We start from the raw sequence: 26,510 nt of genomic DNA, 5'->3' as shown, positions 1-26,510 counted from the left end.
ATTATCCCGTTGCCCGCCAAACGAGCTCGTATTTTCGCACATAATCCAAAGGATGGTAGGATTCCTTGGCCTTGCGCAGGCCTTCGTCGCCCAGGTCTTGTTCGCGGTTGACGAGGGTGTGCCCTTGACCTGCGTGGGCCAGAAACTGCTGGTTGATGGCCTGGTAGCTGCCCTTGTAATCGGGGCAGGCCTTTTCGAAATGAATCAGCAGGCTGCTGTCGGGTAGGCTTTCGGCGATGGTGTAGGCCACGATGATCTCATCGACCACCAGCGCTCCGCCTTCCAGGTCGGTCAGGGAGCGCCAGTCGTTCAAGACCCGGGCGATGGCGTTGTTTTCGGCCGCCAGGGTGTCGTTGTCTTCGCAATCACGCCAGGTGCACCAATCCTCTTGCATGCCCATTGCCTGGTCGATCATGGCGCTGTCCAGACCGGCATAGTGATAAGCGTTGTTGTTGACGAATTGGTTCAGCAGGTTTTTTTTCTTGTGGTAGCGATTGCCTTTTAATGCCACTAGATCGGCGACGTCATAAAGATAGTCCCAGTGTTCACGGGTTTCTTCAATCCTGACGGCATCGCCCAACGCATCGCCCAATCTTCGGGCCAGGGCCTGTGGAATGCGGATCATCCGGTCGGACGTCGCACGGGCCGCTGCCATGGCGACCTGCCAATCCACCGCCTGCCAGTCACCCACCGGCGCCCAGAGGACCGGCGCCGGATGTTTTTGGTGCAACCAGACCAGATCCGCCTGCCAGGCCCATGTCAATCCATACTCCGGTCCCCAGCCCCAGAGGTTGATATAGCTGTAGTCCGATGCAATCTGCTCGCAGCGGGCCAACATCTTGCGGTATGCTTCCTGTCTTTTCAAATCGATGGGCTCGAAATGCAACGCCATGATCATCCTTTCGCTGATTCGCTGAGAGGGGATCGACCCCCTGTTCGGTTGCGCGGGGTTCATACCCATGTTTTCGTTCTTTTGCAATCATGTGTCCAGCCGTGCCGCTTCCGTAGTCCTGAGACCGCAGCGGCCGCGATCAACGCCGCGAACCACCGTGTGCGGCCGGGCACAAAAAAATGTTCAGGTCCATCACATTGGTTCCTGTGGGACCGGTGCGCAGCAGATCGCCCAGGCGGTCGAAAAGGGGGTAGGCGTCGCTGTCCATCAGGTGCCGACGGGCATCCATGCCGGCTTGGGCGGCACGGCGCACCGTGGTGGGGTCGGCAAAGGCCCCGGCTGCATCGGTGGGGCCGTCGCTGCCGTCGGTGCCGGCGGCCAACAATACCATGGCCGGCGCGTCGGTCATCGCCAAGGCCGCGGCCAGGGCGAATTCCTGGTTACGCCCGCCACGGCCTTCTCCTTTGACCACCACTGTTGTTTCGCCACCCGATAAAATACACACCGGCGGCGGGGCCGGTTCACCCGTATCCGTCACCTGCCGGGCAATGGCCGCATGCACCCGGGCAACGGTGCGCGTCTCGCCTTCCAGGCGGCTGGTGAGCACCAATGGCCGGTAACCCAATCCTCGGGCTGTTTGCGCGGCCGCTTGGAGGGCCATACCGTTGCCGGCCACGATTCGGTTGTATACGTGGTCCCAGGCATGGGTGTTCACCTTGGGCGTTTCCTCCCGTCGGCCGGCGGCACCGGCGGCGAGGTGCTCCCGGACGCTGCTCGGCAGACGGGCGCCCAAATCATACCGGCGCACGATATCCAGACAATCGCCATAGGTGGAACCATCCGGTGCCGTCGGGCCCGAAGCGATCACATCGGGCTGATCCCCGACGACGTCCGACAGCATCAGGGTGATGATCGAAGCCGGTGCGGCCGCCTGGGCCAGCCGACCGCCCTTGATGGCCGACAGATGCTTGCGCAAGGCGTTGATTTCATGAATCGTGGCGCCGCAGCGCAGCAATTGATCGGTGGCGGCCACCTTTTGCGCCAGGGTGACGGTCTGGACCGGCAGCGGCAGCAAAGCCGAACCGCCGCCGGAAATCAGGACGATCACCAGATCGTCGGACCGGGCTTGCTGTACCATGGCCAAGATCCGTTGGGCGGCCTGCATCCCGTTAGCATCCGGCAGTGGGTGGCCGGCTTCCATTGTGTCGATGTGGGCCAGGTGCAGGGTGTGGCCGTATTTGACGCTGATCAAGCCTTGATCGATGCGATCTCCTAACAGGCATTCCACCGCCCGGGCCATGGCGGCGGTGGCTTTGCCGGCACCCACCAACAGTACGCGCCGGATGCGGCTCAAATCGAAGTCGCGGTCCTGGATGTGCAGTTGATCGCCTTGCCGGCGGCAGCAGCGGGCGATGGCTTGGGCGGGATCCACCGCGGCCAGGGCAGCCCTGAACACCAGCTCGGCATCCCGTTTCAGGCGGTCAATGAGGGCATCCGTGATGGTCATGGCCGAATTCAAAACACCTCCTTTCGGGTGATTGTTTCTTCTTCACACCTCATCGGCTGGCCGGTTCGATCTGAAAAGCATACTGCCGTGTTTCGGCGGCGGCCGGCACGGATTGGCCCAATTGCCAAGTGCGCTCGGTGCAGGTAATGCGATGATGCGCATCGATCAGCAGCACTGTGGAAGAACGGGTGCCGTAGGTCTCGGTGGCGATGAAGATCGGGCTCAGCAGACGCTCCCATGACGGGTCCACACCGGTTCGGGGCAATTGTGCATCCGGTGCGATTTCCCGCCGCTGCAATAGCTCGAAACACGCTTCTTCGGACACCTCTGTGCAACGGTTCAGAAGATCGACCAGTGCCGCTTTGCCCTGGGCCACCTTGGGCCAGGGGGTGTCCAACAAATGGTTGCTCAATCCGCTGACACCGGGTTGCAAGGGGCGCATGGCATCCGGTGCACGGTTGGAGTACCACCAGAGGGTCTCTGTGTCGCCGACGATCAAGTTGAAGCCGTTATAACCGTTTGCCCGTGATCGGATCCGATGCAGATAGTCGGCGGGAGACATGGTTCCCAGAAGGTAATCGGTTACCAACGCGCCTCTGGAAGGGGCTTCCGGGCGCACGGCGGCGGGATCCCGGTAGTTGGTGATGGCCGCCAGGCGGCCGGTTCGGGTGACGCCCATCCAGGTGCCTCCTTGGGCCAAGTCGCGTCCGGCCAGCAGCCGGGGATGTTCCGGCCACCAATCGAGTGGTGCCGTCGGCCGCTGGTGAAACTCGTCCCGGTTGGCCAAAAGCACCAGTGGATAGCGTGGGTGACATTGGTATGCGATCAGGATCAGGCACATGGGAGAAACCTCGGGGGCACGGCATGCCGTGCCCCTACGCCAATGGTTTCAAAGTCGCTGATGCCTGCCGTGTTCGCCTCAAGGGTTTTCCTATATAAGTGATCGGTAACGCAAACCACCATTGCCTGATGAAAACCATTTAAAGCGTGGGTTGCGCTCGGCCAAACATCAGCTGAATAGTGTTTATTCATCACAGTACGATTCAAAATGTGCAATGGACACCAATGAACGGCTGTGGTATATGCATTTTTTTTTTCATCATGAAAAGATATTAAAGCACAGATCGGGGTGAAGCAATCTTTTCATTCGGGCGCATGGCCTCATTCTTCAATGATCGGTTGGTGGATGTGGTGGTGCGTTCCGTGATTTCAAGTCAAGGAAGGAGTGGCATATGCGCAAAGTCGTGATTGTCAGTGGTGTGCGGACGGCGGTGGGTACCTTCGGCGGTGGGTTGAAGGATGTTTCGGCGGTGACGTTGGGGGCCTTGGTGATGCGTGGCGCCCTGCAGAAGGCCGGTCTCAGACCGGTGGCCGATGAGCGGATGCTGGCCGCCGCGGCCGATAAGTTGAAGGACCAGGGGGTGATTCCCCTGGAGACGGCCGCAGGCCATTGGGATGATAATGCACAGCCGGTGGCGGTGGATGAAGTGATCATGGGCCAAGTGCTGCAGGCCGGCCTGGGTCAGAACCCGGCCCGTCAAGCCATGATCTCGGCGGGATTGTCCAAGGAGACCCCCGCCATGACGGTCAACAAAGTGTGCGGTTCGGGGTTGAAGGCCATCGCCCTGGGGGCGCAGTCCATCATGACCGGCCAGGCCGACGTAGTGGTGGCCGGCGGCCAGGAAAACATGAGCCGGGCACCCATGGCATTGCCCAAGGCACGCTGGGGGCACCGCATGGAGTTGACCGGCGTGGGCGAAATTCAGGACCTGATGGTGTTCGACGGCCTGTATGAAATCTTTTACGGTTATCATATGGGCATGACCGCCGAAAACATCGCGGCCCTTTACAACATCAGCCGCCAGGAGCAGGACGAGTTGGGTGTTTTGAGCCACCAACGGGCCATGGCGGCCATCAAATCCGGCCTGTTCGCCCAGGAAATCGTACCGGTGACCATCAAGGGGCGCAAGGGCGATACGGTGGTGGACACCGACGAACGGCCCATGGAAACCGACATGGCCAAGATGGCCAAGCTGCGGCCGGCCTTCAAAAAGGACGGCACGGTGACGGCCGGCAACGCCTCGGGGATCAACGACGGTGCGGCGGCCGTGGTGCTGATGAGCGAAGATAAGGCCAAAGCCCTGGGGTTGACGCCCATCGTTTCCATCCGTTCTTTCGCCTCCGGCGGTCTCGATCCGGCGTATATGGGGCTGGGTCCGGTACCGGCCGTGCGCAAGGCGTTGGATCTTGCCGGCATGACGTTGCAGGATATCGAAATGATCGAGCTCAACGAGGCCTTTGCATCCCAGGCCATCGGCTGTATGAAGGAGCTGGACATTGCCTATGAAAAGCCCAACGAACTGGGCTCCGGTATCTCCCTGGGCCATCCCATCGGGGCCACCGGAGGGCGGCAGATGGTCAGCGGTATGTACCAGATGCAGCGCAAGGGCTACGCCACCGGCTTGATCACCATGTGCATCGGCGGCGGCATGGGCATGGCCATGGTGGTGGAGCGGTAAACGCGGTGACGGATATCCCGTCCCTGCTGCAACCCTTATGTTCTGTTGAACGGGCGACCACCCGCATGATCGGATACCGTCGGTCATCAGCGCCGGATACCGCCATGGCGATCCGGCGGTATCCATCTCGGCGTGTTTGCCCGTTTTCCCTTTTTGGCTTTACATTTAAGACAGTTATTGATACAAAAGAGCCCGCTGTGCAATGGGTTGGGAGCGCCTGGTAACAAGGGTGCGCTTTATCGCTCGATCAATAAAAACGGGGTTCTATCGATGGATATCAGCAGACGATTGGCGATCTTGATCTTTTTCGGTGTGCCGGCCATAGTAGGCGGCGGCATTGTTTACGGGGCGTTCGGCAGTATGACCGCCATGTGGATTTACGAGATTCTCCTTTTTATCACCGCCGGTGCCTTGATCAGCCGTTGAGTGCCGCTGTCTGAATCCGCCGGACATCCCTCCTTCGGCGGTATGGAATTTCGCATACGCCACAAGATGGCTTACAAATCATTTCGACCCGGCGATCCTTCGCCGGCGGCGGCCTTGCGAGGGTGCGGCCGGCCAAGGGGCGGTCCTTTCGGCGTTGGCGGTTCACCTTTGGTGGCCTCCGGTCCAGATGACCAGCAACGGAAAAGTGGCTCGATGTGAGTACCCAAAACGCCATATTATGGTTTTTTCTGGTCTGCTTCATCGGATCCTTTCTGCTGCTCGGATGGCTCCTGTTTCCGTTTCTGTCGGTGCTGGTGTTGGGTGCGGTGGTCAGCGGCATCGCCTATCCTTTCCACCGGTATCTGCAACAGCGGCTGCAGTTGCCGGCCGTTGTGGCGGCGATGGTGATCTGCGGCCTGATTCTGGTGCTGCTGTTGGTGCCCATTGTTTTTTTTGTCGGCAGCCTGGCCCAACAGGCCTTCGGGCTCTATGAAATGGCCCGGGGGGCTGCCATCAACGAACAGATCAACGCGTTGATGCGTGACACGCGCATACTGGATAGGATCAACACCTTTCTGGGCACCTTTAATTACACCCTCACGGGAGAGGAGATCAAAAGCGTCCTCAACGAAACAGCACGCATCGTCGGGCTGTTTCTGTACGAACAGGCCCGTGCCATCGCCTCCAACATCCTCAACTTCGTGTTCTACTTTTTTCTGATGCTATTGGTGGTGTTCTTTTTGTTGATGGACGGCGAACGGTTGATCAATTACATCAGCGAGCTTTCACCACTGCCGACTGAACACGATCGCATGCTCATCGATAAGTTCAAGCAGATGTCATGGGCCGTTTTGATCGTCAACGGGTTTTCAGGGTTGATTCAGGGGATCGGGGGTGGTCTCCTCTTCTGGGCCATCGGTTTTCCGAGCGCCTTTTTATGGGGTGTCATCATGGCCTTGTTGGCCGTCATTCCCATCGTGGGGATCGGCATGGTGTTTGTTCCGGCAGCGATCTACCTGTTCATCAAAGGACAGATGCTTCTGGGGATCGTTTGCTTTGTCGTCTATGTGATCCTGTCGGCGGGGGTCGATTATTTCCTCAAGCCCAAACTGGTGGGGCATCGCGTGCAGATGCACACCCTGTTGGTCTTTTTCTCGATCATCGGCGGCCTCAGGTTGTTCGGCATTCTGGGGATCATTTACGGACCGCTGGTGGTCACGGCATTTCTAACCATGGCGGAAATCTACCGGGCAAACTACCAGCGTCTGGTCGAGCCCGGCAAACAATAGTCTATTGTGGATGGAGATCGGATGGAAAGCGGAGCAATGATACCAAATGAGAACCAGCCCATGGTGAGCATCGAGAAGGAGATGAAAAAATCCTATCTCGACTACGCCATGAGCGTTATCATCGGGCGGGCCCTGCCCGATGTGCGTGACGGACTCAAACCGGTGCACCGTCGGGTGTTGTTCGCTATGCGCGAATTGAAGAACGATTACAACAAGCCCTATAAGAAGTCGGCGCGCATCGTCGGTGATGTCATCGGTAAGTACCATCCCCACGGCGATTCGGCGGTGTACGACACCATCGTGCGCATGGCCCAGCATTTTGCCATGCGCTACACCTTGGTGGACGGTCAGGGCAACTTCGGCTCCGTCGACGGCGATCCGGCCGCGGCCATGCGTTACACCGAGGTGCGCATGACCCGTGTGGCGCAGCGGATGCTGGATGATTTGGACAAGGAGACCGTCGATTTCATCGCCAACTATGATGAATCCCTCACCGAGCCCGCGGTGCTGCCGGCCAAAGTACCCGCCTTGATGGTCAACGGATCGGCCGGTATTGCGGTGGGCATGGCCACCAATGTGCCCCCCCACAACCTCAACGAAGTGGTGGATGCCGTCTGCGCCTTGATCGATGACCCGGAGATCTCCTGCGAGGGATTGATGCAATACCTGCCCGGGCCCGACTTCCCCACCGGCGGGATCATTTACGGTACCTCCGGCATCAAGGAGGCCTATCGCACCGGTCGTGGCATCATCCGCATCCGTGCGCGGGTCGACGTCGAACAGGATCGCGCCGGCAGGGAAACCATCGTGGTCAATGAGATTCCCTACCAGGTCAACAAGGCCAGGTTGATAGAGAAGATCGCGGAGCTGATGAAGGAGAAGCACATCGAGGGCATCAGTTACGTGCGCGACGAGTCGGATCGGCAGGGCATGCGCATCGCCATGGGGTTGAAAAAAGGCAGCGTGGCCGGTGTCGTGATCAATCAGCTGTTCAAGCACACCCAGATGGAGAATAGCTTCGGTATCATCTTCCTGGCGGTTGTCCGGCAGCGGCCCCAAGTGTTGACCCTCAAGCAGATGCTGGGACACTTCGTGGATCACCGCAAAGAGGTGATTGTCCGGCGCACCCGATACGACCTGAACAAGGCCGAAGAGCGGGCCCATGTTCTGGAAGGGCTTAAGATCGCCCTGGACAATCTGGATGCCGTGGTGCAGATGATCCGGCAGTCCAAAACGCCGCCGGAAGCCAAGGAGCGTCTCATGGCGGTCTTCCAGCTGTCGGTGATTCAGGCGCAGGCCATACTCGACATGCGTTTGCAACGGCTCACAGGGCTGGAGCGGGATAAAATCGTCGAAGAGTACCAGGCCATTCTCAAGGACATTGAGCGGTTCAAGGAGATCCTGGGCAGCGAGCAGAAGGTGCTGGCGTTGATTCAAACGGAGCTGTTGGAACTCAAAGAGGAGTTCGGCGATGCCCGGCGCTCGGAGATCGTGGCCACCACCCGCGAGTTGACCATGGAGGATATGATCGCCGAGGAGGACATGGTGGTGACCATCTCCAATTCGGGTTACATCAAACGCAATCCCATCACCCTTTATCAATCCCAGCGCCGGGGCGGAAAAGGCCGAACCGGTATACGGATGAAAGAGGCCGATTTCGTCGCACATCTGTTTGTCGCTTCCACCCACCACAACTTTCTCTTCTTCACCAACCGGGGTAAGGTGTATTGGTGCAAGGTGTACGACATCCCCCAAGCCGGACTCACCAGTCGCGGCAAGGCCATCGTCAACCTGCTCAATTTCGAAGAGGGGGAGCGAATGACCACGGTGTTGGCCGTGCCGGATTTCGCGCCTGGACACTATGTGCTCATGGCCACCAAAGCCGGGATCGTGAAAAAGACCGACATGATGGCCTTCTCCCGGCCGCGGGCCGGGGGCATCATCGCCTTGGGCCTGGCCCCGAGCGATGAGCTGATCGCCGTGCGCATCACGGACGGCACCGGTAATGTATTCCTGGGATCGGCCATGGGTAAATCCATTCGTTTCCACGAATCGGACATCCGTTCCAGCAGCCGTATTGCCCGTGGCGTGCGCGGCATGCGTCTGGGGCCCGGGGATCGCATCGTGGGCATGGAGGTTGTCCGTTTCGGGCAAACCCTGCTGGCAATCACCGAAAACGGTTACGGCAAACGCACCTCCATCGACGAGTATCCCGTGCACAAAAGGGGCGGCATGGGGGTGATCACCATCAAGACCAACGAGCGCAACGGCGCCGTGGTGAGCATCATGGGGGTCCAGGACGACGACGACGTGATGTTGGTGTCGGATCGGGGCAAGATCATCCGTATGCCGGTGAGCACCATTTCCGTCATAAGTCGCAACACCCAGGGCGTTCGCTTGATCGGACTGGAGACCGGCGAGCGGGTGGTCAGCGCCGCCAGCCTGGCCGAAAAAGAGGATGAAAACGGCAACGGAGAGGACTCCCTGGAGGAATAGCCATGGTTCAGCCGTTTTTGGATATGCGCATCGGCGTGGTGGGCGGCGGGAGTTGGGGAACGGCCCTGGCCCACCTGCTGGCCGACAAGGGATACACCGTCGACTGGTGGATTTACGAACCGGATTTGGCGCAGCGCATTCGCGAGACTCGGGAAAACGACTTGTTCTTGCCGGGCGTGGTCTTGTCGCAGCGCCTCATGCCCACCAATGAATTGCAGAAGGCGGTGGCCGGCAAAGACCTTGTGCTTGTAGTGGTCCCCTCTCACGTGATGCGAACGGTCACCAGTGAGATGGCGCCCCATCTGCAAAACGGCACCATCATCGTATCGGCCAGCAAGGGCATCGAGAACAGCACTTTGTTGACCATGTCCGGCGTGATCCGCGACTGTTTGCCGAACCTTGATGAAGATCGTTTGGCGGTGTTGTCCGGGCCCAGTTTCGCGCGGGAGGTGGCCCTGGGTATGCCCACCGTCGTCAGCGTGGCGGCGCGGGAGCCCGACTGCGCCCAAAAGGTGCAGGCTGTTTTCGCCACCCCGGCCTTTCGCGTCTATACCAACGATGACCTGGTAGGGGTGGAACTGGGCGGGGCGGTGAAAAACGTCATCGCCATCGCCGCCGGCATGGTGGACGGCCTCGGCCTGGGTCTCAACACCCGCGCTGCGTTGATCACCCGGGGGTTGACCGAGATCCGGCGGCTGGGGCGGGCCATGGGGGCCAACCCGCGGACCTTCACGGGATCGGCGGGGGTGGGGGACCTGGTGTTGACCTGCACCGGCGACGTCAGCCGCAATCACACCATCGGCAAGAAGATCGGTCAGGGCATGCAGCTCGCCGACCTGTTGCAGGAGATGCGCATGGTGGCCGAGGGGGTCAAGACCGCCCGATCGGTGTACAATCTCTCCCTGCGCCTGGGCGTTGAGATGCCTATCTCCCACGCGGTATATCGCATTCTGTATGAGCAATTGGCCCCCAAAGAGGCGGTTTACCAGTTGATGACCCGCGACCTGAAGAACGAACTGGATGAGGATTGACGGCAGCGGTGCATGCCGTCACGCCGAACAGAGGAGCCCCATGGCCGAGAGCCCCCGAGATGAAAAACCCGCATGTTATGGTGACATCGAAACCGTTTTCCCCTTGGCGGCGGACGGACTGCGTGCGACGCCCGAGGAATGCATGCGGTGCCTGCATAAGACGGCCTGTTTGCGTTCGGCCATGGAAGGCCGGCGGGGGTGGCGGGTGCGTGCGGAAATGGTCGATCGTGCCTACCGTGGCGGAATCATCGGGTTTTTTCAACGCTGGTCCCGGAAGAAAATCATCGACCAGCAACGCCAAAAAGAAGAGACATCTTGAAGGAGGTGCCCCATGGCGAAGAAGACCATCGAAGATGTGGCGTTGGACGGCCTAAGGGTTTTGATGCGGGTCGATTTTAACGTGCCCCTCAAACAAGGGCAGGTGGCCAACGACAACCGCATTCGCGCCGCGCTGCCTTCCATTCGCTATATTCTGGGCAAGGGCGCCCGGCTGGTGCTGATGTCCCATCTGGGACGGCCCAAGGGGGAGGCGAAGACCGAATGCTCCCTGGCGCCTTGCGCCGACAATCTCGGCGCGCACCTGGGGCAACCGGTGGCTTTCGCCGCGGATTGTGTGGGGCAGGCGGCGCGCCGGGCCGTCGAGGAACTGGCACCGGGGCAGGTGCTGTTGTTGGAGAACCTGCGGTTTCACAAAGGCGAGGAGCAAAACGATCCTTCCTTTGCCGAACAATTGGCCCAATGGGGCGACGTTTATGTCAACGATGCCTTCGGCACGGCCCATCGCGCCCATGCTTCCACCGAGGGGGTGACCCGGTTTCTGAAGCCGTGTGTAGCGGGCTTTTTGATGACCAAGGAGCTCGACTATCTCGAAAAGGTGGTCCGGGCACCGTCCCATCCCTTTGTCGCCATTCTCGGCGGAGCTAAAATTTCCGGCAAGATCGACGTGATTCAAAACCTGCTGCCCAAGGTGGACCGTTTGTTGATCGGCGGCGGCATGGCCTTCACCTTTTTGCACGCCATGGGACGGCAAGTGGGCAAGAGTCTGCTGGAAAAGGATCGTGTCGAGATGGCCCGAGGGCTGATCGACGAAGCCGGGGGCAAGATGGTTTTGCCGGAGGATTGCCGTGTGAGCGCCGCTTTCGACATCGGTGCCGGCAAGGCCGATAACCTGCAAACCGTTTCCGTGCACGAAATGCCTTCGGACGCGGCCGGGCTGGATATCGGACCCGCCACCCTCACCGCCTTCCAGCAGGCCTTGGAAGGCGCCCGAACGGTGGTCTGGAACGGCCCCATGGGCGTATTCGAAATTCCCGCCACAGCCGAAGGCACCTTCGAGATCGCCCGGCTCCTGGCACAAATGACGGACAAGGGCGCCACTACCGTCATCGGCGGCGGCGACTCGGCGGCGGCGGCCGAGAAAGCCGGCGTGGCCGACCGGATCAGCCACATCTCCACCGGGGGCGGTGCATCCCTTGAATTCCTGGAAGGGAAAGTCTTGCCGGGCGTAGCCGCTTTGAACGACAAGTAGGCCCATTGAAGCGCACCGACCGACGGGCGTTTTGCTTCCCGGTCGGTGCGCTGCGCGTAACATCCGGACACCCGATGTGAAGACCGGTTTTGCGCGAACCCTTCACACTGCTTTATCCCCACCGTTGGATCATGAGACCGCGGCGTCATCCTTGCGGTTCGATTTCGATACCGATCCCGATTTCGATTTGGATTTCGATATGAAGGATGTGGTCTTTGAACGGTGCTGCGTGTGCCATCAGAGTCGCTGCGTGAATGCCGACCCAATTGACGCCACCGCTGAATGATGTTAAAAATCATACATATTATCATTCTCTTCACGATCCGTCGGACACAATCATAACAACAGCGGGAGCGACCTTTGGCATACTGGAGTGTACGGGAGGAGTTGAGCCAGCTCAATCGGCTGCGTCGATCTTACTACGAATTGCTGCGCGACGATCTTGACCAGTTTATGCTCGACCATGGCCTGATGATGTCCTATGCCGGTTTCCTCAAGGAAGGCAAGCCCTATCCTTTTGTGGAAAAGCGGGAACTCAAGCCCCGCGCCCGTATTCCCAGCATCGAGCACGAATCCCAGAATGCTTTCCTGGTGATCTTTGTCGAGGACACCATCCCGGCCCGGTACAAGAAGTACATCCGTTTCTTCGATCTGAACAAGACCACCAAGAGCAACCTGCTGCACAACAAAACCCTGCCGATGCCCGACAACTTCGATCGCAATCAGAAGTATATCGATTCGGCCCATTTCTACAATTTTCTCAAAGTGCTCCTGCCGGTCGATTATGCTTTGTTGATCCAGCGGGATCCGGGCAGCCATTTGAAAAACCGGTACATGCTCTCCCATTTTCATGTGCGCATCGACTGGCCGATTGCCGAGGCGGCCGAGGATATGGCCCAGAGCCTGCGTTACATCTCCAAGGACCTTTATGAAAAGGGCGATCAGTATGCGGAGGTCGTGCAGCGTAAATTTTTCGAATACTACGGTGTTCCGGTAATGGTGGGGGGGCGCCGCACCGCCGCCATCGTCGCGGCTCAATATCTCAAGCGGATTCCTTGCATTTCAACGGTCTACGTGGGCAGCAGCGAGTCCCGCGCCTTGCTTCGCATTTCCGAAAGGGGCGTGGCCAAATCGGTCCTGGTGCCTTTGTCGGAAACCGAGGTGCAGCAGGTGACAACCGCCAACAGTATTTCCGCGGCCACTTTCAGAAAACATTATGTGGTGGCCAGAGAGGGTCGCAAAGCGATCTGTCTGTTCAGGGTCAGCTATGCGTATACCAACCATGCACGTCCCCCGGACGACGGCAAACTCAGAGAGATCAATCCGGATTACAACTGGCTCGCAGTGGGGCAGGAACACATTCTGCCCAAGCCGGGGGTGGTCAAATATCCGCCCCTGCCTTTTGGCTGGGTCTATTCGTGATCAGGGCTGTTGCACAGGTCGTTGAGGAAGCGGGTTACACAACGGAAAGGCCTACCAGACAGTGGCCGCGAAAGCGGCCGTTGGCATTTTGGGTAATGTGGATGATTTCGGTTTGCAACCGTTCGCCCGGCCCCGCTGCATCCGAGGGGAAATAGGTCATTTCGATGGTGTCCCCCACGGAAAGGTGCTCCAGTACCGCCGATCCTTCTTTGACGAGAATGCATAGACCTTTGAGGGAAATGTTCCACAACTTGAACTGGTATTGGTTGTCCAGGCCTTTGGTGGTGAATTGGACACTGTAGTAGCGTTGGTCGATGGAGCGGTTTTCGGATCTGCGTTCAGGTCGGTTCTCTTGCGTCTGATTGATATCCATGGCGTCCCCCGCTGATCGTCCATTGGAAGATGATTGGCCTCACAAGACCCTTCCCATGATGATGTGAAACCCCGCGTCGCATGCAGATGATCTGTGCAGTGATGGTGCATCGTGAAGCCATTGGGTGTCGCATTTACAAGTTTGCCGGTTAAGTACCATATATTCAGGGGGATATCAACCCGGTCGTTGAAAAAAGCTTGTCAAAAGGTCATCAACTCGATATGGGTGGCCTTCAGGCGCAGGACGCATTATCAAGCCGTGCCCAAACAAGCCAAGGACCCCTACAAACAAAAACTCGGGAGCGAACAGGATGCAATTGGTGAAAAAGGAGTGGAAAACGATCCTTTTGACTGTCTGGCTGCTCATTCTAACCGTGTTGCTGGTGCGCGTCAGCGGACAATTGGTTCGGATGCAGGCAACGAATGACAGGCTGGCCTCCACACTGGATTCAGTGGAAAGCGTCGTTCTCAGCACCGATGCCGGGGTGGTTCAGGTCAACCAGAAAACCGGCAGCATCGAGTCCAACGTGGATTTCATCGTCGAACGCATCCGGCGGCGTTGATCCTGTCCATCGTTTCGGTCAACAGCTCCAGGGAAACCTTCAATCGCTCAAAAGCGAACACCTCCAGGGAGACGGTGCCTTCGAATCGGCGCAGCAAGCGCGCCAGTTCCATCAGTTGTGGTGCGGGCAAGGCATCCAGCCCGAGATGGTCTCGGCCGTCGTGTACGCCGTGCAGGTGAACAATGGTGATGCGGCCGTCGAACCGCCGCCACACCGTTTGCGGGTCGAAGCCATAGCGCAGCAGATGTCCCAAATCAATGCACACCGCCAGATCCAACGCCTCGCAAACAGGGGCGAACCACTCCGGCGGATAGTCCAGCGTCTCAACCGACAGCGCACGCGGCGCAAGTCCGGTGCGCTCCATCAAGCCCTTCATCAGGGCCGTCACATCCGCTTGCCAGACGGCCAGGGGGTCTTGGGGCCGTCGATTGTCCAGGGGATGCCGGTTCAAGTGGACGGTGTGGGTGGTGGGCCTCAGGGGCCGCACCCGCTCGATCACCGTGGCCAGACGGTCACCTGCTGTGCGGCGGGTGACGGCGTCGGTCACGGTCATATCCGCATCGATGGGCAGGTGGACGTTGTAGGTCACACCCGTTTCGTTGCCGATGGCCGCCAGCTGCTCGATTTCGGCCGCGCTTGGAAGGGCGTTGGGGTCGCTTTCGAACAGCAGCAGCTCGATCTCATCGATAAAAGGCGCGAGGCGCCGGGCATTGGTGGCATAGTCCGCCGGATAGATGAAGGATGGGGCGCTGAGGCGGAAGCTGAAACGATCCTTGTATGCCAGGGGCAAACGCGGGTAGGTCATCGATCACCTCTGTTCAGGCGACGGCGGCCATCATCAGAAAGAGTCCTGCTTCGGAAAATTCGATCATGGCCCCCAGCATGTCGCCGGTGATGCAGTTGATTTTATAGCGATAGTAGAGCAACGTTACCGCCGTCAGCGCGATCCAGCCCGCAACGAGCCACAACGCGCTCCAACCCAGCAATACCAGAGCCAGGGCCAGGGGCAGTGCCACCGCCCAGTGGTCCCCCAACCGCAACCGCTGCTGGAAAAAAGCGTGCCCCGTACCGCCGTCGGGACGGCCGTAGGGCAGCCGGCGGATGCCGAACAAAACGGTGGATCTGGCAAAGGCGGGGATCAGCAGCAGCCATGCAATCGGTGGGTGCGTGCTGCCGGACAATCCGGCCCACTTGACGGCCAGGCAACAGACCACCGCCACCATGCCGATGCTGCCGATGCGGCTGTCTTTCATAATGGCCAGGGCCTTTTCCGCCGGGCGCCGGCCGTAAAGACCGTCGGCTGTATCGGCCAAACCGTCCAGGTGCAGGGCGCCGGTGATCAGTACCAGGGCGACCACATCCACAACGGCCACGGCGGGCGGTGCCAGGAACATGCGGGCGACCAGATCCACCACCACCAGCAGGGCGCCGATCAACAAACCACCTATCGGGAAGAGCGCCATGGTGCCCCGTGGATCGAAGCGGTCGCCGGCGCCGCAGGGGAGGATGGTCAGAAATTGAATGGCCGATTGCAGGTTGCGCCACATGGCAGGCTCACCCCAGTGGTGCTGTTTTAATGGGTACCGCAATGCCCGCCACCATCCATACCACTTGGCGGCAGGCGGCTGCGACCCGTTGGTTGGTTTGTCCCACCAGGTCCCGATAGCGGCGGGCCAATGCATTTTCAGGAACAATGCCGCTGCCCACTTCATTGGTGACCAGCAGCAGCGGGCAGGGGGGCGCGGCCAGCACATCGCAAAGCGCTTCGACCCGGCTGTCGATGGCCGCGGGATCTTTCGGGTGGGCCAGCAGTAGATTGCTGAGCCACAAGGTCAGGCAGTCCACCACCGCCACGTCATGGGCTGTTGCCGCTTGAAGGATAGCGGCAGCTAATTCCAGGGGGGCCTCCACGGTGTGCCAGGAGGGGCCGCGTTCTTGTTGATGGCGCCGCACCCTTTCGTCCATTTCGCCGTCGGCGGGCTCGCAGGTGGCCACGAAGAGTTTGCGACGGGCTGGGGCGGCGTGCGCCATCTCTAATGCGTGGCGGCTTTTGCCGCTGCGGCAACCGCCGATGACAAGGGTGGTCGGATGCATGGCCTCTTATCTCCCGAAAAAGAAAGAGCCAACAAGCGCGGTCGCTTATCGGCCCTGTTGCAATCTGGTAGGCGGTACTGGATTTGAACCAGTGACTTCCACCGTGTGAAGGTGGCACTCTCCCGCTGAGTTAACCGCCCATGCGTTGTGCTGCGGTGTCGGGCTTGTCGGCACCGGCCGCTGCAGTCAGGCCGTATATAGTGGTTGCACCCGCCGCAAGTCAAGTGTTTTTTGGTGAAGGGCTATCGATATCTTCCTCCGATCCGCCGTCCGCATCCGTCTCCCGCGGCGCATCTTCGTCGACCGTCCGGTGGCCATCGGTTACCGCTTGGGGTTCGGCAGCAATGTCGGCATCAGCGACGGCATCGATATCGGCATCGGCATGGACATCGGGGTCGGCTGCGACATCCGCATCTGCGTCTGTATCCGGTGCCGTGGCGGTTGCGGTGTCGATGGCGTCCTCGTCGGCCTGATACGGCGTCGATGGGCCGATTTTGTCCTGTTGGCTTTGGTCCAGCCTGCCGGAGAATTCGCTGATTTCCATGGGGCTGGGCAACTCACTCAAATCCTTCAGATCGAACATCTCCAAAAACAGCTTGGTGGTGGCGTAGATCAAGGGTCTGCCGGCGATCTCCTTGCGCCCCAGGACGCGAATCAGCTTGCGTTCCATCAATTGGCGCAGCACGCCGCCGCAATCAACACCTCGGACGTGTTCGATATCGGCCCGGATGATCGGCTGTTTGTAAGCGATCAGGGCCAGGGTCTCCAAAGCGGCGCGGCTGAGGCGCTGGGGGGCCGGTTGCAGCAGGCGCTTGATCCATTCGTGGTATTCAGGTCGCGAACGCATCTGCCAGCCGCCGGCCACCTCCCGCAGCATGAAGCCGCCGCCCCTTTGCTCGTATTCTTCGACCAGGGCCTGGAGCGCGGCGCGAATCTGTTTGCCGTCGGCGGTGTCGATGAGGGTGCGCAGCTTGTCCACCGTCAGCGGCTCATCGGCCACGAACAACAGACTTTCGACGATGTGCTTCAACTCCTCTTGCATGGGTGCGCCCTATTGGTAGAAAAGGCGAATGGTGTTGCCGGCGGGGGCCTGAACGGCCCGCACCAGGTTCAGTCGCATCAATTCCAGCAGTGCCAGAAAAGTGGCGATGATATCCGTTTTCCGGGGTTGCGCCGGAAACAGCTCCACGAAGGCGACCGAGCCTTTCTCTTCGAGGATGGCGATGATGACGTTCATGCGGTCCTTGACCGAGACCTTGTCGGCGGAAAGGTCCACGACATGATCCTTGGAGGCCTTTTCCAGAATGCGTTGGAAAGCGTCGATCAGCTCGAACAAACCAACCTGGATCAGCTCTTGGTCGCCTTCGAAAGCGGCCTTGTTGACAGCGGGCCGGGTGAACATCTTGTCGCCCAACATGTTGCGGTTGGCCAGTTCTTCGGCGGCCGATTTGATCTGCAGGTACTCGGCAAGGGGGCGGGCGATTTCCAGGCGTGGATCCTCTTCCTCATCTTCGTCGCCGTGAAACGGCAGCAGCATGCGGGATTTGATTTGCGCCAGGGTGGAGGCCATCACCAGGAAATCCCCCACGATGTCGATGTTCAACAGTTTCATCCAATCCAGATAAGCCAAATACTGCTCAGTGATCAATCCCACCGGGATGTCGTAAATATCCACCTCGTTTTTTTTGATCAGGTGCACCAGTAAATCCATGGGCCCTTCAAAAACGTTGTCCAGTTTGACTTTGTATTCGGCGTTGATTTCATTCATGGCGGGGTGCGATCCGGCCCGGCTGGTGGGTTGGGTTCAGTAGTCGATCTTGATGGCGGCGCGCACTTCCTGCATGGTCTGCTGCGCCACCCGGCGCGCCTTGGTGTTGCCCTCGGCCACGATTTGGTCCACCAGGTCGGGACGCTCCAGATAGTAGCGGCGCCGCTCGTGGATGGGGGCCAGACCCTTGATCAGGTTTTCGGCCATGATCTTTTTGCACTCCACGCAGCCGATTTCGGCGCCGCGGCACTGTTTGTGGATGGTGGCCGTGGCGGCCGGGTCGGTGTACAGCTTGTGAAACTCGAAGACGTTGCAAACGTCCGGGTTGCCCGGATCACTGCGGCGCATGCGCTGGGGATCGGTCACCATCTGCATCACTTTAGTCCGGATCGCTTCGGGGCTGTCGGACAGATAGATGGCGTTGCCGTAGCTTTTGCTCATCTTGCGGCGATCCAACCCCAGTATTTTGGGCGTGCGGGTCAGGATCGCGTCCGGTTCCGGGAACACCGGGCCGTAAAGATGGTTGAAACGCCGGGCGATTTCGCGGGTGATCTCCACGTGGGGGACCTGATCGACGCCCACCGGCACCCCTTGGGCTTTGTACATGATGATATCGGCCGCCTGCAGCACCGGGTAGCCCAAAAAGCCGAAGGTGGACAGATCCTTGTTTTGCAGTTGCACGATCTGGTCCTTGTAGGTGGGGTTGCGTTCCAGCCAGGGCACCGGCGTGATCATGGAAAGAATCAAGAACAGCTCGGCATGCTCGGGGATTTTAGATTGAACGAACAGGGTGCATTTTTCCGGGTCAAGGCCGGCGCTGAGCCAGTCGAGCAGGATTTCGCGCACATATTGCCCCATGTCGGCGGGGTTTTCGTAGTCGCTGGTCAGCGCATGCCAATCCGCCACAAAGAAAAAACAGTCATAGGTCTCCTGCATCTCTACCCAGTTGGCCAAGGCACCCAAATAATTACCCAAATGCAGCGCTCCGGTGGGGCGCATACCGCTTAGGATCCGTTTCTTGTCAACCATAGTGAACCATCTCCCTTCATCACTGGAATCTGAAAATTTACCGATTTGCGGTCGGGGAATCAAGACATTTGTTTGTCGTCGGTATTCTGACTGGCGGTTGCGGCGGCATCCGCCGCCCAACGGCGGGCGAATTGGATCTCATCTTCACGCGTTGCCAGGGCGCCATTGAGTTTGGCGTCCAGGATGGCATCCAGGATTTGGCGGAACAGCGGGCCGGGGGTCAGGCCCAAGGCGATCAGCTCATTGCCGCCGATCAGGGGCTCGATCTTGCGCAGTTCCGTGTAATATTTTGAGATCGCCTTTTTCACCGCCTTGACCCGGGTGGCGGCCATCATGTAGAGGATCAGTTCCGCGCGGAATGGGTGCAGACGATGGTAAAGCGCGCCGGCGCTGGCCGGCAAGCGATGCTCCATCTGCTGCAAGCAGTGATCGGCGGCAGCCCTTTCCTGACAGAAAAGGGCTTCATAGCGGGTGGCCAATTCCAATCGGCGGCAGATTTCATGGCAGGTGGCCATGTCATTGGCATGAATCAGGCCCATCAAATAGACGGTCCATCGCATGCAAGGGGTTTCCACGAAAAGCAGATCGTGCCAGGCGATCACTCCCCTGACCTCCTCCAACAGCGCAATCAGCGCCTTGTTGATGACGATGGTGGGGTGGATCACCTTGAGCAAGTCGAAATCGCCCATGCGCACGATGGCCGGCACGGGATTATCCTCTTCGAGAATCAGGCGGATTTCAGTGAACACACGTCGCCCGCTGAGCCGCTTGAAAAAGTCCATCTTGACGGCATTGTCGATCAATGCAGCAGTCAGCTTGCCGATGGTGAATCCGAAACGCTGTTCAAAGCGCAAGGCCCTGAACACCCGGGTGGGATCCTCGACGAAACTCAAGTTGTGCAGGACACGGATGGCCTTGTCCTTGATATCCTTCTGGGCGGAAAAAAAGTCGAGCAAGCGGCCGAACTTGTCCGGTATCAATTGAATGGCCAGCGTGTTGATCGTGAAGTCGCGTCGGAAGAGGTCCAGTTTGATCGAACTCATCTCCACATCGGGCAATGCCGCCGGAGAACGGTAGTACTCCAACCGGGCGGTCGCCACATCGATCTTGAAACCATCCGGATAGATGACCACGGCGGTGCCGAAGGCCTTGTGGGTGTGGATGCGCGTGCCGAACTCCAAGGCATAGGCTTTGGCGAAGGCGATGCCGTCACCTTCGATGACGATATCGATATCTTCGTTGGGGCGATAGAGAAACAGGTCCCTGACGAAGCCGCCCACCACATATGCGCCGTAGCCCAAGGATTCCGCCACCCGGCCCATGTCGCGCAGAATGTCCAACACCCGGGTGGAGAGCCGTTCCTGCATGAAGTGGGTGATGTTGCGCGTGCGCCGCGACGCCGAACGGCGGAAGGCGTCGCCGGCGTCCTTGTCCCGGGTCTGGGATTGCACCAGCATGGTCAGCAGATCGGTGCGGGAGATCACGCCGAGGATCTCCTTACCGCGCATGACCGGCAAGATGCGTTGCTTGTGGCCGATGATTTTCTCCTGGACCTCGCTCAAGTCCGCATCCGGATCGACCGTTACCCATTCGGTGCTCATGTAGTCGCCGATGGGCACGTCGCCCAGGTGGTGATAGATGATCTTCTCGATCACCTGCCGCGTGATGTAGCCCACCAGCTCTGAGCGCCGCTGCTTTTGAATGGTTACCAACAAGGCGTTGATGTTGTAGCGGGTGAGCAGGTTGTTGGCCTCGACGCAGGTCACGGCGGCATCGGCCGTGATGGGAGGTGAAGACATCAAGTGCCGCGCTTGACGCATGCCGACAATTTGACGGTGCAGCTCCCGGAACAGGGCCTGCTCCACCTGGGCCAAGGTCTGCCCGCGGATGGTGGCGGCCGCCGCCGATGGATGGCCGCCGCCGCCCAGAGCCGTGAGAATCTCGCCCACATCCACGCTTTCGGTGCGGCTGCGGGCGACGATGTAAACCTTGCTTTCCATCTGGGCGATGGCGAAAATGGCGTTCAGCTCCTCCATCTTGACCATCTTGTGCACTAAAAAGGCGAAATCGGGCAGGTAATGGTCATAGGTGACGGTGCTCACAACGATTTCGATGCCATTGATCATGTATCGGGTGGCGGCCTGGATCAAATCGTTGAGGTAGCCGATCTGGGTCGGGCTGATTTCCCGGGCGATCAGATTGGCGATCACATTGATATTGGCGCCTTGGGAGACCAGATATGCCGCGGCTCGTAGGTCTTCGGCGGTGGTCGAGGAGAAGGTGAAGGCGCCGGTGTCTTCATAAATGCCCAGGCAGATGATGGTGGCCTCTTCAGCGTTGAGGGGCATTTTGCGTTGGCGCAGGATCTCGGTCATCAGGGTGGCGGTGGCGCCGGTGACGCGGTGCACATCCACCACGCCGGTGATATCCCCCTCCTTGATCGGGTGGTGATCGTAGACGTGTATTTCCAGTTCGGGGTTGTGCAACACCCCCGCAAGGACGCCGATGCGTTCCGCCTTACGCGTGTCCACCAGCACGAGACGTTTGACCTGCTGCAAGTCGATATCCTTGATTTCCGCAAGGTTGTACATGTATACCATGGATTGGATGAAAAAGTTGCGCAGGTTCTTCTCCTGAGAGCCGGGAAACACCACCATCGCACCCGGGTATAGCTTTTGGGCCGCGAGCATGGACGCCATGGCATCGAAATCCGCATTGACATGGGTGGTGATGATGGTCAATCCGGCATCCGGGGACGGCGAAGGTGTGGCGGGCATCGATTCCTCATGTTTTTAAGTAGTTTCCGGCAGACTTAATTTCGCATATAGACCGCTGTTTGGCAAGGTGTCGAAGAATGGCTCGGCGATTCTGAAAGAGTTTAAACTTTAAACTTAAAACTATTTATATTCTGGCACACGAATTGCACTCTTGATTCCGGATATTTCGGGTTATACCTGAATCGCTGAAGGCCATTTATTGCAATAAAATAAATTCCTTGTCGTTTGAATGACTTTGTGTTACCAAAATATCCAACAATATCGGGATTTGAGCGATAAGGTGGAGAACGACGACGGGACTTGACAGGTCCGGCAGCGACCGGGAGCAGAAGGCATGATGAACAGATGTTACGCCGCCGGCCTGCCGTAGGTAGGTTTGTTGTGCGTTTGGACTGATACCAAAATCTCGGGAGAAGGGTATGCCGGTTTATCTGTGGGAAGGTAAAAATCGCAACAATCAGATCCAAAAAGGGCAAATGGAGTCGATCAGCGAAGAGGCGGTGCGGGCCCAGTTGAATCGTCTCCGCATAGCTCCCACCAAGATCAAGAAAAAACCCAAGGATCTGCTCGAAAACGTCTCTTTTCTCCAGCCCAAAGTCAAAGAAAAAGATATCATGGTGTTCGCCCGCCAGTTCTCCACCATGATCGACGCCGGTTTGCCCATCATTCAATGCATGGATATCCTGCAGTCCCAGCAGGAGAACGCCACCTTCAAAAAGATGCTCAAGTCCATCAAGGACCAGGTCGAGAGCGGTTCCACCCTGGCCGATGCGCTGAAGAAGTACCCCAAGCATTTCGACAACCTGTTCATCAACATGGTGGCTGCCGGTGAGGCGGGCGGCATCCTGGACGTCATTTTGAAGCGTTTGGCCGGGTACATGGAAAAAGCGGCCCGGCTCAAGCGAAAAGTCAAGGGCGCCATGGTCTATCCGGCCATCACCATTTTCGTGGCAGTGGTCGTGGTGGCCATAATTCTCGTTTTCGTCATTCCCGTCTTCCAAGAGATGTTCGCCGATTTCGGCAGTACGCTGCCGGGACCGACACTGATCGTCATCGCCATGAGTGAATTCGTCAAGGACAATCTGCACCTGATCATCGGCGCCTTGATCATCTTCTTTTTTGCTTTCCGCAAATATTACAAGACCGACAAGGGGCGGTTGACGGTGGATGCCATGGTTCTGAAATTGCCGGTCTTCGGCATGTTGTTGCGCAAAGTGGCGGTGGCCAAGTTCACACGGACCATGGGCACCATGCTGGCCAGTGGCGTGGCCATCCTGGAAGCCCTTGACATAGTGGCCAAGACGTCCGGCAATCGGATCGTTGAGAAGGCCATCTATTCCGTGCGCTCGGGCATCGCCGAGGGACGCACCATGGCCGATCCATTGCAAGCCAGCGGTGTGTTCCCGCCCATGGTGTGCCAGATGATCGCCGTGGGCGAATCCACCGGCGCCCTGGATGCCATGCTGGAGAAGATCGCCGATTTTTATGATGAAGAGGTGGATCAGGCGGTCGAGAACCTGACGGCCATGATCGAACCGGCCATGATCATCTTTCTGGGCGTTGTGGTCGGCGGCCTCATCGTCTCCATGTACCTGCCGATCTTCCAGATGGCCGGCGCCATTAATTAATCCGTTTGCCATTTATTCCACGGGCCGCCCGTTTGCACGGGGGCCCGTGACTACTTTCGGGATGCCCTGCAGGATGCACGGGCAGCCGTTGAACCGGAACGACGACCCCTAACCCCTCACGGAGACGCATCCGCAGCCGAGATGGAAAACCGCAACCCATCATCAGGCGCCATCAACCCCAAGTTGCGCTGGTTGATGTTCGCCCGCGTGGTCATCACCTCCTTGTTGCTGATGGCCACCCTCTATTTACAATATCGCCAGCAGGGACCGGTTTTCAACGCGCTGGTCACCGTCCTCTATTTGATCATCGCGGCGATCTTTTTCCTGTCTCTGCTGTATGCCGCCGTGTTCCATCGCATCCGCCGCCACGGGCTGTTCGCCTATGTCCAGATCGGCATGGACGGCTTGATCGTTTCCATCATCGTATTCATCACCGGCGGCTATTTCAGCATCTTCTCTTTTCTCTATTTGGTGGTGATCATCTACGCCAGCATGATCCTGTTCATGCGCGGCGGGCTCATCATCGCCATTTGGAGCAGCGTGCTGTTCGCGCTGCTGGTGTTGTTTCAATTTTCCACCTTTGCCGCCGAACATTTCACACTGGTTCCCGGTGCACTGGCCTTTCAGCCCACAGGGTTCGAGATCACTTATAAAATCGGCATCACCACCGCCGCTTGCCTGGCCGTGGCCGTCTTGTGCGGCTTGTTGACCGAACAGAACCGCAAAGCCCAGAAAAAGCTGCGGATCATGGAGTCTCATGTCAAACAGGTTGAAAAGATGGCCTACATGGGTGAAATGGCCGCCGGCTTGGCCCATGAAATCAAAAACCCCTTGGCCTCCCTGGTGGGTTCGATTCAACTGCTCAAAGAGGAGCTGCGTTACGATGCCGATCATCGGCGGCTGATGGAGATCGTTTTGCGGGAAACCGACCGGCTGAGCAGCCTGGTCAACGATTTTCTTTTCTTCGCACGGCCGCCGGCGGGTAAGGTGGAGGTGATGCACTTGAAAGAGGCTGTCGAAGAGGTCATCCGCCTGTTTGAAAAGGATGCCCATCATGCGCTGCGGTGCGAGATTCAAACCGATCTGGTGGGCGACGTGTGGGTGTCCATGGACCCCACCCATTTCCGCCAGGTGCTATGGAACCTGCTGCTCAATGCGGCCGAGGCCATTCCCGACGGTGGTTCGATCCGGATCCGCACCACGACCGGCCGGCCCAATGCGGTGAGGGTTGCGATAACGGACAACGGCTGCGGTATTCCCGCCGAGGTGCTGCAGTCCATCTTCGATCCATTTTTCACCACCAAGTCGGAAGGTACGGGGTTGGGCCTGTCCATTGTGCATCGCATTCTGGAAAGCTATGGCAGCCACCTCGATGTTCGCACGGCGGAGTGGGGCGGCACAACGGTGTCGTTCGAATTGCATCGCACGCCCCCTGCATTGAAAACCAACGGTGCAACAGCGTCGGCATCTCCGGCGAAACGCACGCACAACTGGAAGATTCATGGATAAGCGAAAATGGGGGTCGATGGCGGCCCGCTATATGGCATTGACCTGGCTGCTCATCGGCCTGGCGACGTTGCTGCGCATCTTTTATGCCCAGGGATTTTTGCTGGTGCCCGACGAAACCAATTACTGGCAGTGGGCGCGCCACCTGGATTGGAGCTACCACGACCAGGCGCCCATGATCGGCTGGACCATCTTCCTTTCCACACTGGTTTTCGGGCATACCGAGTTGGGCGTCCGTCTGCCGTCCATCCTGGCCATGGCGGTGGCCAGCGTTTTCCTGGTGCGCATGGCCCGGCACTGGTTCGGCGCCCGCATCGCCTGGCATGCCGCCCTGCTCAGTCAAGCGGTGCTGCTTTTCAACGTGGGCGCGCTGTTGGCCACCGCCGACGGTTTGCAGGCCGCCGGTTGGGCAGGGTCCGTGTATTACGCCGCCCGTGGTCTGGAAGAGAATCGGTGGCGTGATTGGCTTTTGGGCGGGTTCTGGTTCGGTTTCGGTTTGTTGAGCAAATACACAATGGTGCTCTTTCTGCCGTGTGTGATGGCCTATGCGCTGTTGTCGCCCGTTCACCGCAACCGGATGGCGCAGCTCAAACCTTATGCGGCCGCTGTTTTGGGGCTGCTGCTCTTTTCGCCGGTCATTGCGTGGAATGTGGCCCATGACTGGAATTCGGCGCGCCATGTGGCCTATATCGGCGGGGCCGGCGAACGGTTCGCCATCCATCTCAAATACTTCGGGGACTACCTCGGCAGCCAGGCCGCCCTTTTGACCCCCCTTGTATTTCTGCTGATACTGGCCGGTTGGTGGGTGGTGATCCGGGGACGCTATCCGCGAGGGGAGTGGATCTATCCCTATCTCTTTTTTACTTCCTTTCCGGTTTTCGCCGCATTCGGCCTGCTCAGCCTGCATACGCGGGTGTACGGCAATTGGCCCGGTGCCGGGTACGTCACCGCATTATTGCTGGCCACAGCACTCTGGTGCTTGCCGCGGATCCGGCAAGATTCCTCCGATCGAGTCGACGAAAATGCGCCGCCGCGCAAGCTCTGGTGGTGGTCCGTCGGCAGCGCCTATGTGTTGACGGGCTTGGTGCTGGCCCACGTCCTGTGGTCGATTCTGCCGGTCCCCCCCCACCTAGATCGCGCCGCCCAGGAAACCGTGGGCTGGGACCGGTTGGGGCAGCGGGTGGCGCAGGTGCAGGCCGAAATGCCCGATCCGGACGACACTTTTCTTTTTGGATTGCGTTACCAAATCGCCAGCGAACTGGCCTTCTATGTGCCTGGGCAACCCTATACGGTCGCCATCAACCGATGGGACAGACCCAATGTCTACGATTATTGGTGGCAGGACGCGGATCTTTTGGGCAAAGACGCGGTGGGCGTAATTCCTCACGGCCGGGGTCGCAAACAACTACTGGAGGTGTTTGTGGAAGTGGCGCCCCCGGAAGCTTTTCCGATCCATCCCACTGATCAGGGCCTCGATAATTCGAACGACCCCCCGCTGCAAACATTTTATATTTATCGTTGCTACGGCTTTAAAGGGGGGTTGCGCTGGCTGCCCCGCCAGGGGGATGTGCGCGCGGTGACCTCCGATTAGGGCTCGTAAAACTTGGGCCTGCCGTTTTCTTATCCGCTCTTGTTGATTTGGTGCGGTGTCATTGGAATTGAA

General features: G+C 58.8%; 23 protein-coding genes and 1 tRNA gene. 12 read left to right on the top strand and 12 right to left on the bottom strand.

What is annotated here, in order from left to right; genetic code table 11:
* Position 1: 1 nt before the first annotated feature.
* The 3 genes from MRX98_RS09395 to MRX98_RS09385 all read right to left on the bottom strand — a co-directional run bounded on the left by MRX98_RS09395 (position 2) and on the right by MRX98_RS09385 (position 3,240).
* Positions 2–892: a DUF2156 domain-containing protein gene (locus MRX98_RS09395; RefSeq protein ID WP_246906226.1), complete on the bottom strand. Its 891-nt coding sequence runs from the start codon at positions 890–892 to the stop codon at positions 2–4.
* A gap of 139 nt (positions 893–1,031) precedes the next feature.
* Entirely contained in the window at positions 1,032–2,411 is a 1,380-nt protein-coding gene (locus MRX98_RS09390) for a glycerate kinase type-2 family protein (protein WP_246906223.1), read from the bottom strand.
* 37 nt (positions 2,412–2,448) lie between these two features.
* Positions 2,449–3,240, bottom strand: coding sequence for an NRDE family protein (locus MRX98_RS09385; RefSeq protein ID WP_246906221.1), 792 nt, complete (start codon positions 3,238–3,240; stop codon positions 2,449–2,451).
* A 391-nt stretch (positions 3,241–3,631) separates the two neighbouring features.
* Between MRX98_RS09385 and MRX98_RS09380 the strand changes: the two genes are divergently transcribed.
* From MRX98_RS09380 to MRX98_RS09345, 8 genes are all read left to right on the top strand, one after another.
* Positions 3,632–4,918, top strand: a complete 1,287-nt coding sequence (locus MRX98_RS09380) for a thiolase family protein (RefSeq protein ID WP_246906220.1) — start codon at positions 3,632–3,634, stop codon at positions 4,916–4,918.
* 270 nt (positions 4,919–5,188) lie between these two features.
* Positions 5,189–5,344, top strand: coding sequence for a hypothetical protein (locus MRX98_RS09375; RefSeq protein WP_246906217.1), 156 nt, complete (start codon positions 5,189–5,191; stop codon positions 5,342–5,344).
* A 215-nt stretch (positions 5,345–5,559) separates the two neighbouring features.
* Complete coding sequence (locus tag MRX98_RS09370; RefSeq protein WP_246906215.1) at positions 5,560–6,633, top strand: AI-2E family transporter; 1,074 nt, start codon at positions 5,560–5,562, stop codon at positions 6,631–6,633.
* A 36-nt stretch (positions 6,634–6,669) separates the two neighbouring features.
* Complete coding sequence (gene gyrA / locus MRX98_RS09365) at positions 6,670–9,129, top strand: DNA gyrase subunit A (RefSeq protein ID WP_246906212.1); 2,460 nt, start codon at positions 6,670–6,672, stop codon at positions 9,127–9,129.
* 2 nt (positions 9,130–9,131) lie between these two features.
* Entirely contained in the window at positions 9,132–10,160 is a 1,029-nt protein-coding gene (locus tag MRX98_RS09360) for an NAD(P)H-dependent glycerol-3-phosphate dehydrogenase (protein WP_246906209.1), read from the top strand.
* A gap of 40 nt (positions 10,161–10,200) precedes the next feature.
* Positions 10,201–10,479, top strand: a complete 279-nt coding sequence (locus tag MRX98_RS09355) for a hypothetical protein (RefSeq protein ID WP_246906205.1) — start codon at positions 10,201–10,203, stop codon at positions 10,477–10,479.
* 12 nt (positions 10,480–10,491) lie between these two features.
* Positions 10,492–11,688 (top strand): phosphoglycerate kinase, encoded by a 1,197-nt coding sequence (locus tag MRX98_RS09350; protein ID WP_246906202.1) that lies wholly within the window; start codon positions 10,492–10,494, stop codon positions 11,686–11,688.
* A 360-nt stretch (positions 11,689–12,048) separates the two neighbouring features.
* Positions 12,049–13,110 carry a hypothetical protein gene (locus MRX98_RS09345; RefSeq protein ID WP_246906200.1) on the top strand — a complete coding sequence of 354 codons (1,062 nt, stop codon included), beginning with the start codon at positions 12,049–12,051 and terminating at the stop codon, positions 13,108–13,110.
* Positions 13,111–13,144: 34 nt separating this feature from the next.
* Here MRX98_RS09345 and MRX98_RS09340 read toward each other — a convergent pair whose 3' ends face one another.
* Positions 13,145–13,483, bottom strand: coding sequence for a PilZ domain-containing protein (locus MRX98_RS09340; RefSeq protein ID WP_246906197.1), 339 nt, complete (start codon positions 13,481–13,483; stop codon positions 13,145–13,147).
* A 310-nt stretch (positions 13,484–13,793) separates the two neighbouring features.
* Between MRX98_RS09340 and MRX98_RS09335 the strand changes: the two genes are divergently transcribed.
* Complete coding sequence (locus MRX98_RS09335) at positions 13,794–14,045, top strand: hypothetical protein (RefSeq protein WP_246906188.1); 252 nt, start codon at positions 13,794–13,796, stop codon at positions 14,043–14,045.
* Here the strand turns inward: MRX98_RS09335 and cbiR are convergent.
* The 8 genes from cbiR to MRX98_RS09295 all read right to left on the bottom strand — a co-directional run bounded on the left by cbiR (position 14,017) and on the right by MRX98_RS09295 (position 21,713).
* Positions 14,017–14,850, bottom strand: a complete 834-nt coding sequence (gene cbiR / locus MRX98_RS09330) for a cobamide remodeling phosphodiesterase CbiR (RefSeq protein WP_246906185.1) — start codon at positions 14,848–14,850, stop codon at positions 14,017–14,019. The genes MRX98_RS09335 and cbiR overlap by 29 nt on opposite strands.
* A 13-nt stretch (positions 14,851–14,863) precedes the next feature.
* On the bottom strand, positions 14,864–15,592 hold the full coding sequence (cobS, locus tag MRX98_RS09325) for an adenosylcobinamide-GDP ribazoletransferase (RefSeq protein ID WP_246906182.1): 729 nt from the start codon (positions 15,590–15,592) through the stop codon (positions 14,864–14,866).
* Positions 15,593–15,599: 7 nt separating this feature from the next.
* Complete coding sequence (gene cobU / locus MRX98_RS09320; protein WP_246906180.1) at positions 15,600–16,139, bottom strand: bifunctional adenosylcobinamide kinase/adenosylcobinamide-phosphate guanylyltransferase; 540 nt, start codon at positions 16,137–16,139, stop codon at positions 15,600–15,602.
* A 65-nt stretch (positions 16,140–16,204) separates the two neighbouring features.
* A tRNA-Val gene (locus MRX98_RS09315) sits at positions 16,205–16,279 on the bottom strand.
* An 80-nt stretch (positions 16,280–16,359) separates the two neighbouring features.
* Complete coding sequence (scpB, locus tag MRX98_RS09310) at positions 16,360–17,181, bottom strand: SMC-Scp complex subunit ScpB (protein ID WP_246906177.1); 822 nt, start codon at positions 17,179–17,181, stop codon at positions 16,360–16,362.
* Between the two features lie 9 nt (positions 17,182–17,190).
* Positions 17,191–17,907, bottom strand: a complete 717-nt coding sequence (locus tag MRX98_RS09305) for a segregation and condensation protein A (RefSeq protein WP_246906175.1) — start codon at positions 17,905–17,907, stop codon at positions 17,191–17,193.
* 36 nt (positions 17,908–17,943) lie between these two features.
* On the bottom strand, positions 17,944–18,936 hold the full coding sequence (gene trpS, locus MRX98_RS09300; protein ID WP_246906172.1) for a tryptophan--tRNA ligase: 993 nt from the start codon (positions 18,934–18,936) through the stop codon (positions 17,944–17,946).
* A gap of 59 nt (positions 18,937–18,995) precedes the next feature.
* Positions 18,996–21,713: a CBS domain-containing protein gene (locus MRX98_RS09295; protein WP_246906152.1), complete on the bottom strand. Its 2,718-nt coding sequence runs from the start codon at positions 21,711–21,713 to the stop codon at positions 18,996–18,998.
* 419 nt (positions 21,714–22,132) lie between these two features.
* On the opposite strand from MRX98_RS09295, the gene MRX98_RS09290 reads away from it, so the two are divergent.
* The 3 genes from MRX98_RS09290 (at position 22,133) to MRX98_RS09280 (ending at position 26,438) form a co-directional block, all read left to right on the top strand.
* Positions 22,133–23,341: a type II secretion system F family protein gene (locus MRX98_RS09290; protein ID WP_246906139.1), complete on the top strand. Its 1,209-nt coding sequence runs from the start codon at positions 22,133–22,135 to the stop codon at positions 23,339–23,341.
* 141 nt (positions 23,342–23,482) lie between these two features.
* Positions 23,483–24,850 (top strand): two-component system sensor histidine kinase NtrB, encoded by a 1,368-nt coding sequence (locus tag MRX98_RS09285; protein WP_246906136.1) that lies wholly within the window; start codon positions 23,483–23,485, stop codon positions 24,848–24,850.
* A complete protein-coding gene (locus tag MRX98_RS09280; RefSeq protein WP_246906133.1) occupies positions 24,843–26,438 on the top strand; it encodes a glycosyltransferase family 39 protein in 1,596 nt (531 codons plus the stop codon). The genes MRX98_RS09285 and MRX98_RS09280 overlap by 8 nt, the downstream gene beginning before the upstream one ends.
* Positions 26,439–26,510: the final 72 nt, after the last annotated feature.

This window comes from Desulfatitalea alkaliphila, from assembly GCF_022968795.1.
Classification (GTDB): Bacteria; Desulfobacterota; Desulfobacteria; order Desulfobacterales; family Desulfosarcinaceae; genus Desulfatitalea; species Desulfatitalea alkaliphila.
This window is presented reverse-complemented; position numbering and strand designations above follow the sequence as displayed.

Bases quoted from the DNA above. Each gene is read 5' to 3' on its own strand.
- MRX98_RS09395 (WP_246906226.1), bottom strand. From the start codon at position 892: ATGGCGTTGCATTTCGAGCCCATCGATTTGAAAAGACAGGAAGCATAC.
- MRX98_RS09385 (WP_246906221.1), bottom strand. From the start codon at position 3,240: ATGTGCCTGATCCTGATCGCATACCAATGTCACCCACGCTATCCACTG.
- MRX98_RS09380 (WP_246906220.1), top strand. From the start codon at position 3,632: ATGCGCAAAGTCGTGATTGTCAGTGGTGTGCGGACGGCGGTGGGTACC.
- MRX98_RS09375 (WP_246906217.1), top strand. From the start codon at position 5,189: ATGGATATCAGCAGACGATTGGCGATCTTGATCTTTTTCGGTGTGCCG.
- gyrA (WP_246906212.1), top strand. From the start codon at position 6,670: ATGATACCAAATGAGAACCAGCCCATGGTGAGCATCGAGAAGGAGATG.
- MRX98_RS09360 (WP_246906209.1), top strand. From the start codon at position 9,132: ATGGTTCAGCCGTTTTTGGATATGCGCATCGGCGTGGTGGGCGGCGGG.
- MRX98_RS09355 (WP_246906205.1), top strand. From the start codon at position 10,201: ATGGCCGAGAGCCCCCGAGATGAAAAACCCGCATGTTATGGTGACATC.
- MRX98_RS09350 (WP_246906202.1), top strand. From the start codon at position 10,492: ATGGCGAAGAAGACCATCGAAGATGTGGCGTTGGACGGCCTAAGGGTT.
- MRX98_RS09340 (WP_246906197.1), bottom strand. From the start codon at position 13,483: ATGGATATCAATCAGACGCAAGAGAACCGACCTGAACGCAGATCCGAA.
- MRX98_RS09335 (WP_246906188.1), top strand. From the start codon at position 13,794: ATGCAATTGGTGAAAAAGGAGTGGAAAACGATCCTTTTGACTGTCTGG.
- cbiR (WP_246906185.1), bottom strand. From the start codon at position 14,850: ATGACCTACCCGCGTTTGCCCCTGGCATACAAGGATCGTTTCAGCTTC.
- cobS (WP_246906182.1), bottom strand. From the start codon at position 15,592: ATGTGGCGCAACCTGCAATCGGCCATTCAATTTCTGACCATCCTCCCC.
- cobU (WP_246906180.1), bottom strand. From the start codon at position 16,139: ATGCATCCGACCACCCTTGTCATCGGCGGTTGCCGCAGCGGCAAAAGC.
- scpB (WP_246906177.1), bottom strand. From the start codon at position 17,181: ATGCAAGAGGAGTTGAAGCACATCGTCGAAAGTCTGTTGTTCGTGGCC.
- MRX98_RS09305 (WP_246906175.1), bottom strand. From the start codon at position 17,907: ATGAATGAAATCAACGCCGAATACAAAGTCAAACTGGACAACGTTTTT.
- trpS (WP_246906172.1), bottom strand. From the start codon at position 18,936: ATGGTTGACAAGAAACGGATCCTAAGCGGTATGCGCCCCACCGGAGCG.
- MRX98_RS09295 (WP_246906152.1), bottom strand. From the start codon at position 21,713: ATGCCCGCCACACCTTCGCCGTCCCCGGATGCCGGATTGACCATCATC.
- MRX98_RS09290 (WP_246906139.1), top strand. From the start codon at position 22,133: ATGCCGGTTTATCTGTGGGAAGGTAAAAATCGCAACAATCAGATCCAA.
- MRX98_RS09285 (WP_246906136.1), top strand. From the start codon at position 23,483: ATGGAAAACCGCAACCCATCATCAGGCGCCATCAACCCCAAGTTGCGC.
- MRX98_RS09280 (WP_246906133.1), top strand. From the start codon at position 24,843: ATGGATAAGCGAAAATGGGGGTCGATGGCGGCCCGCTATATGGCATTG.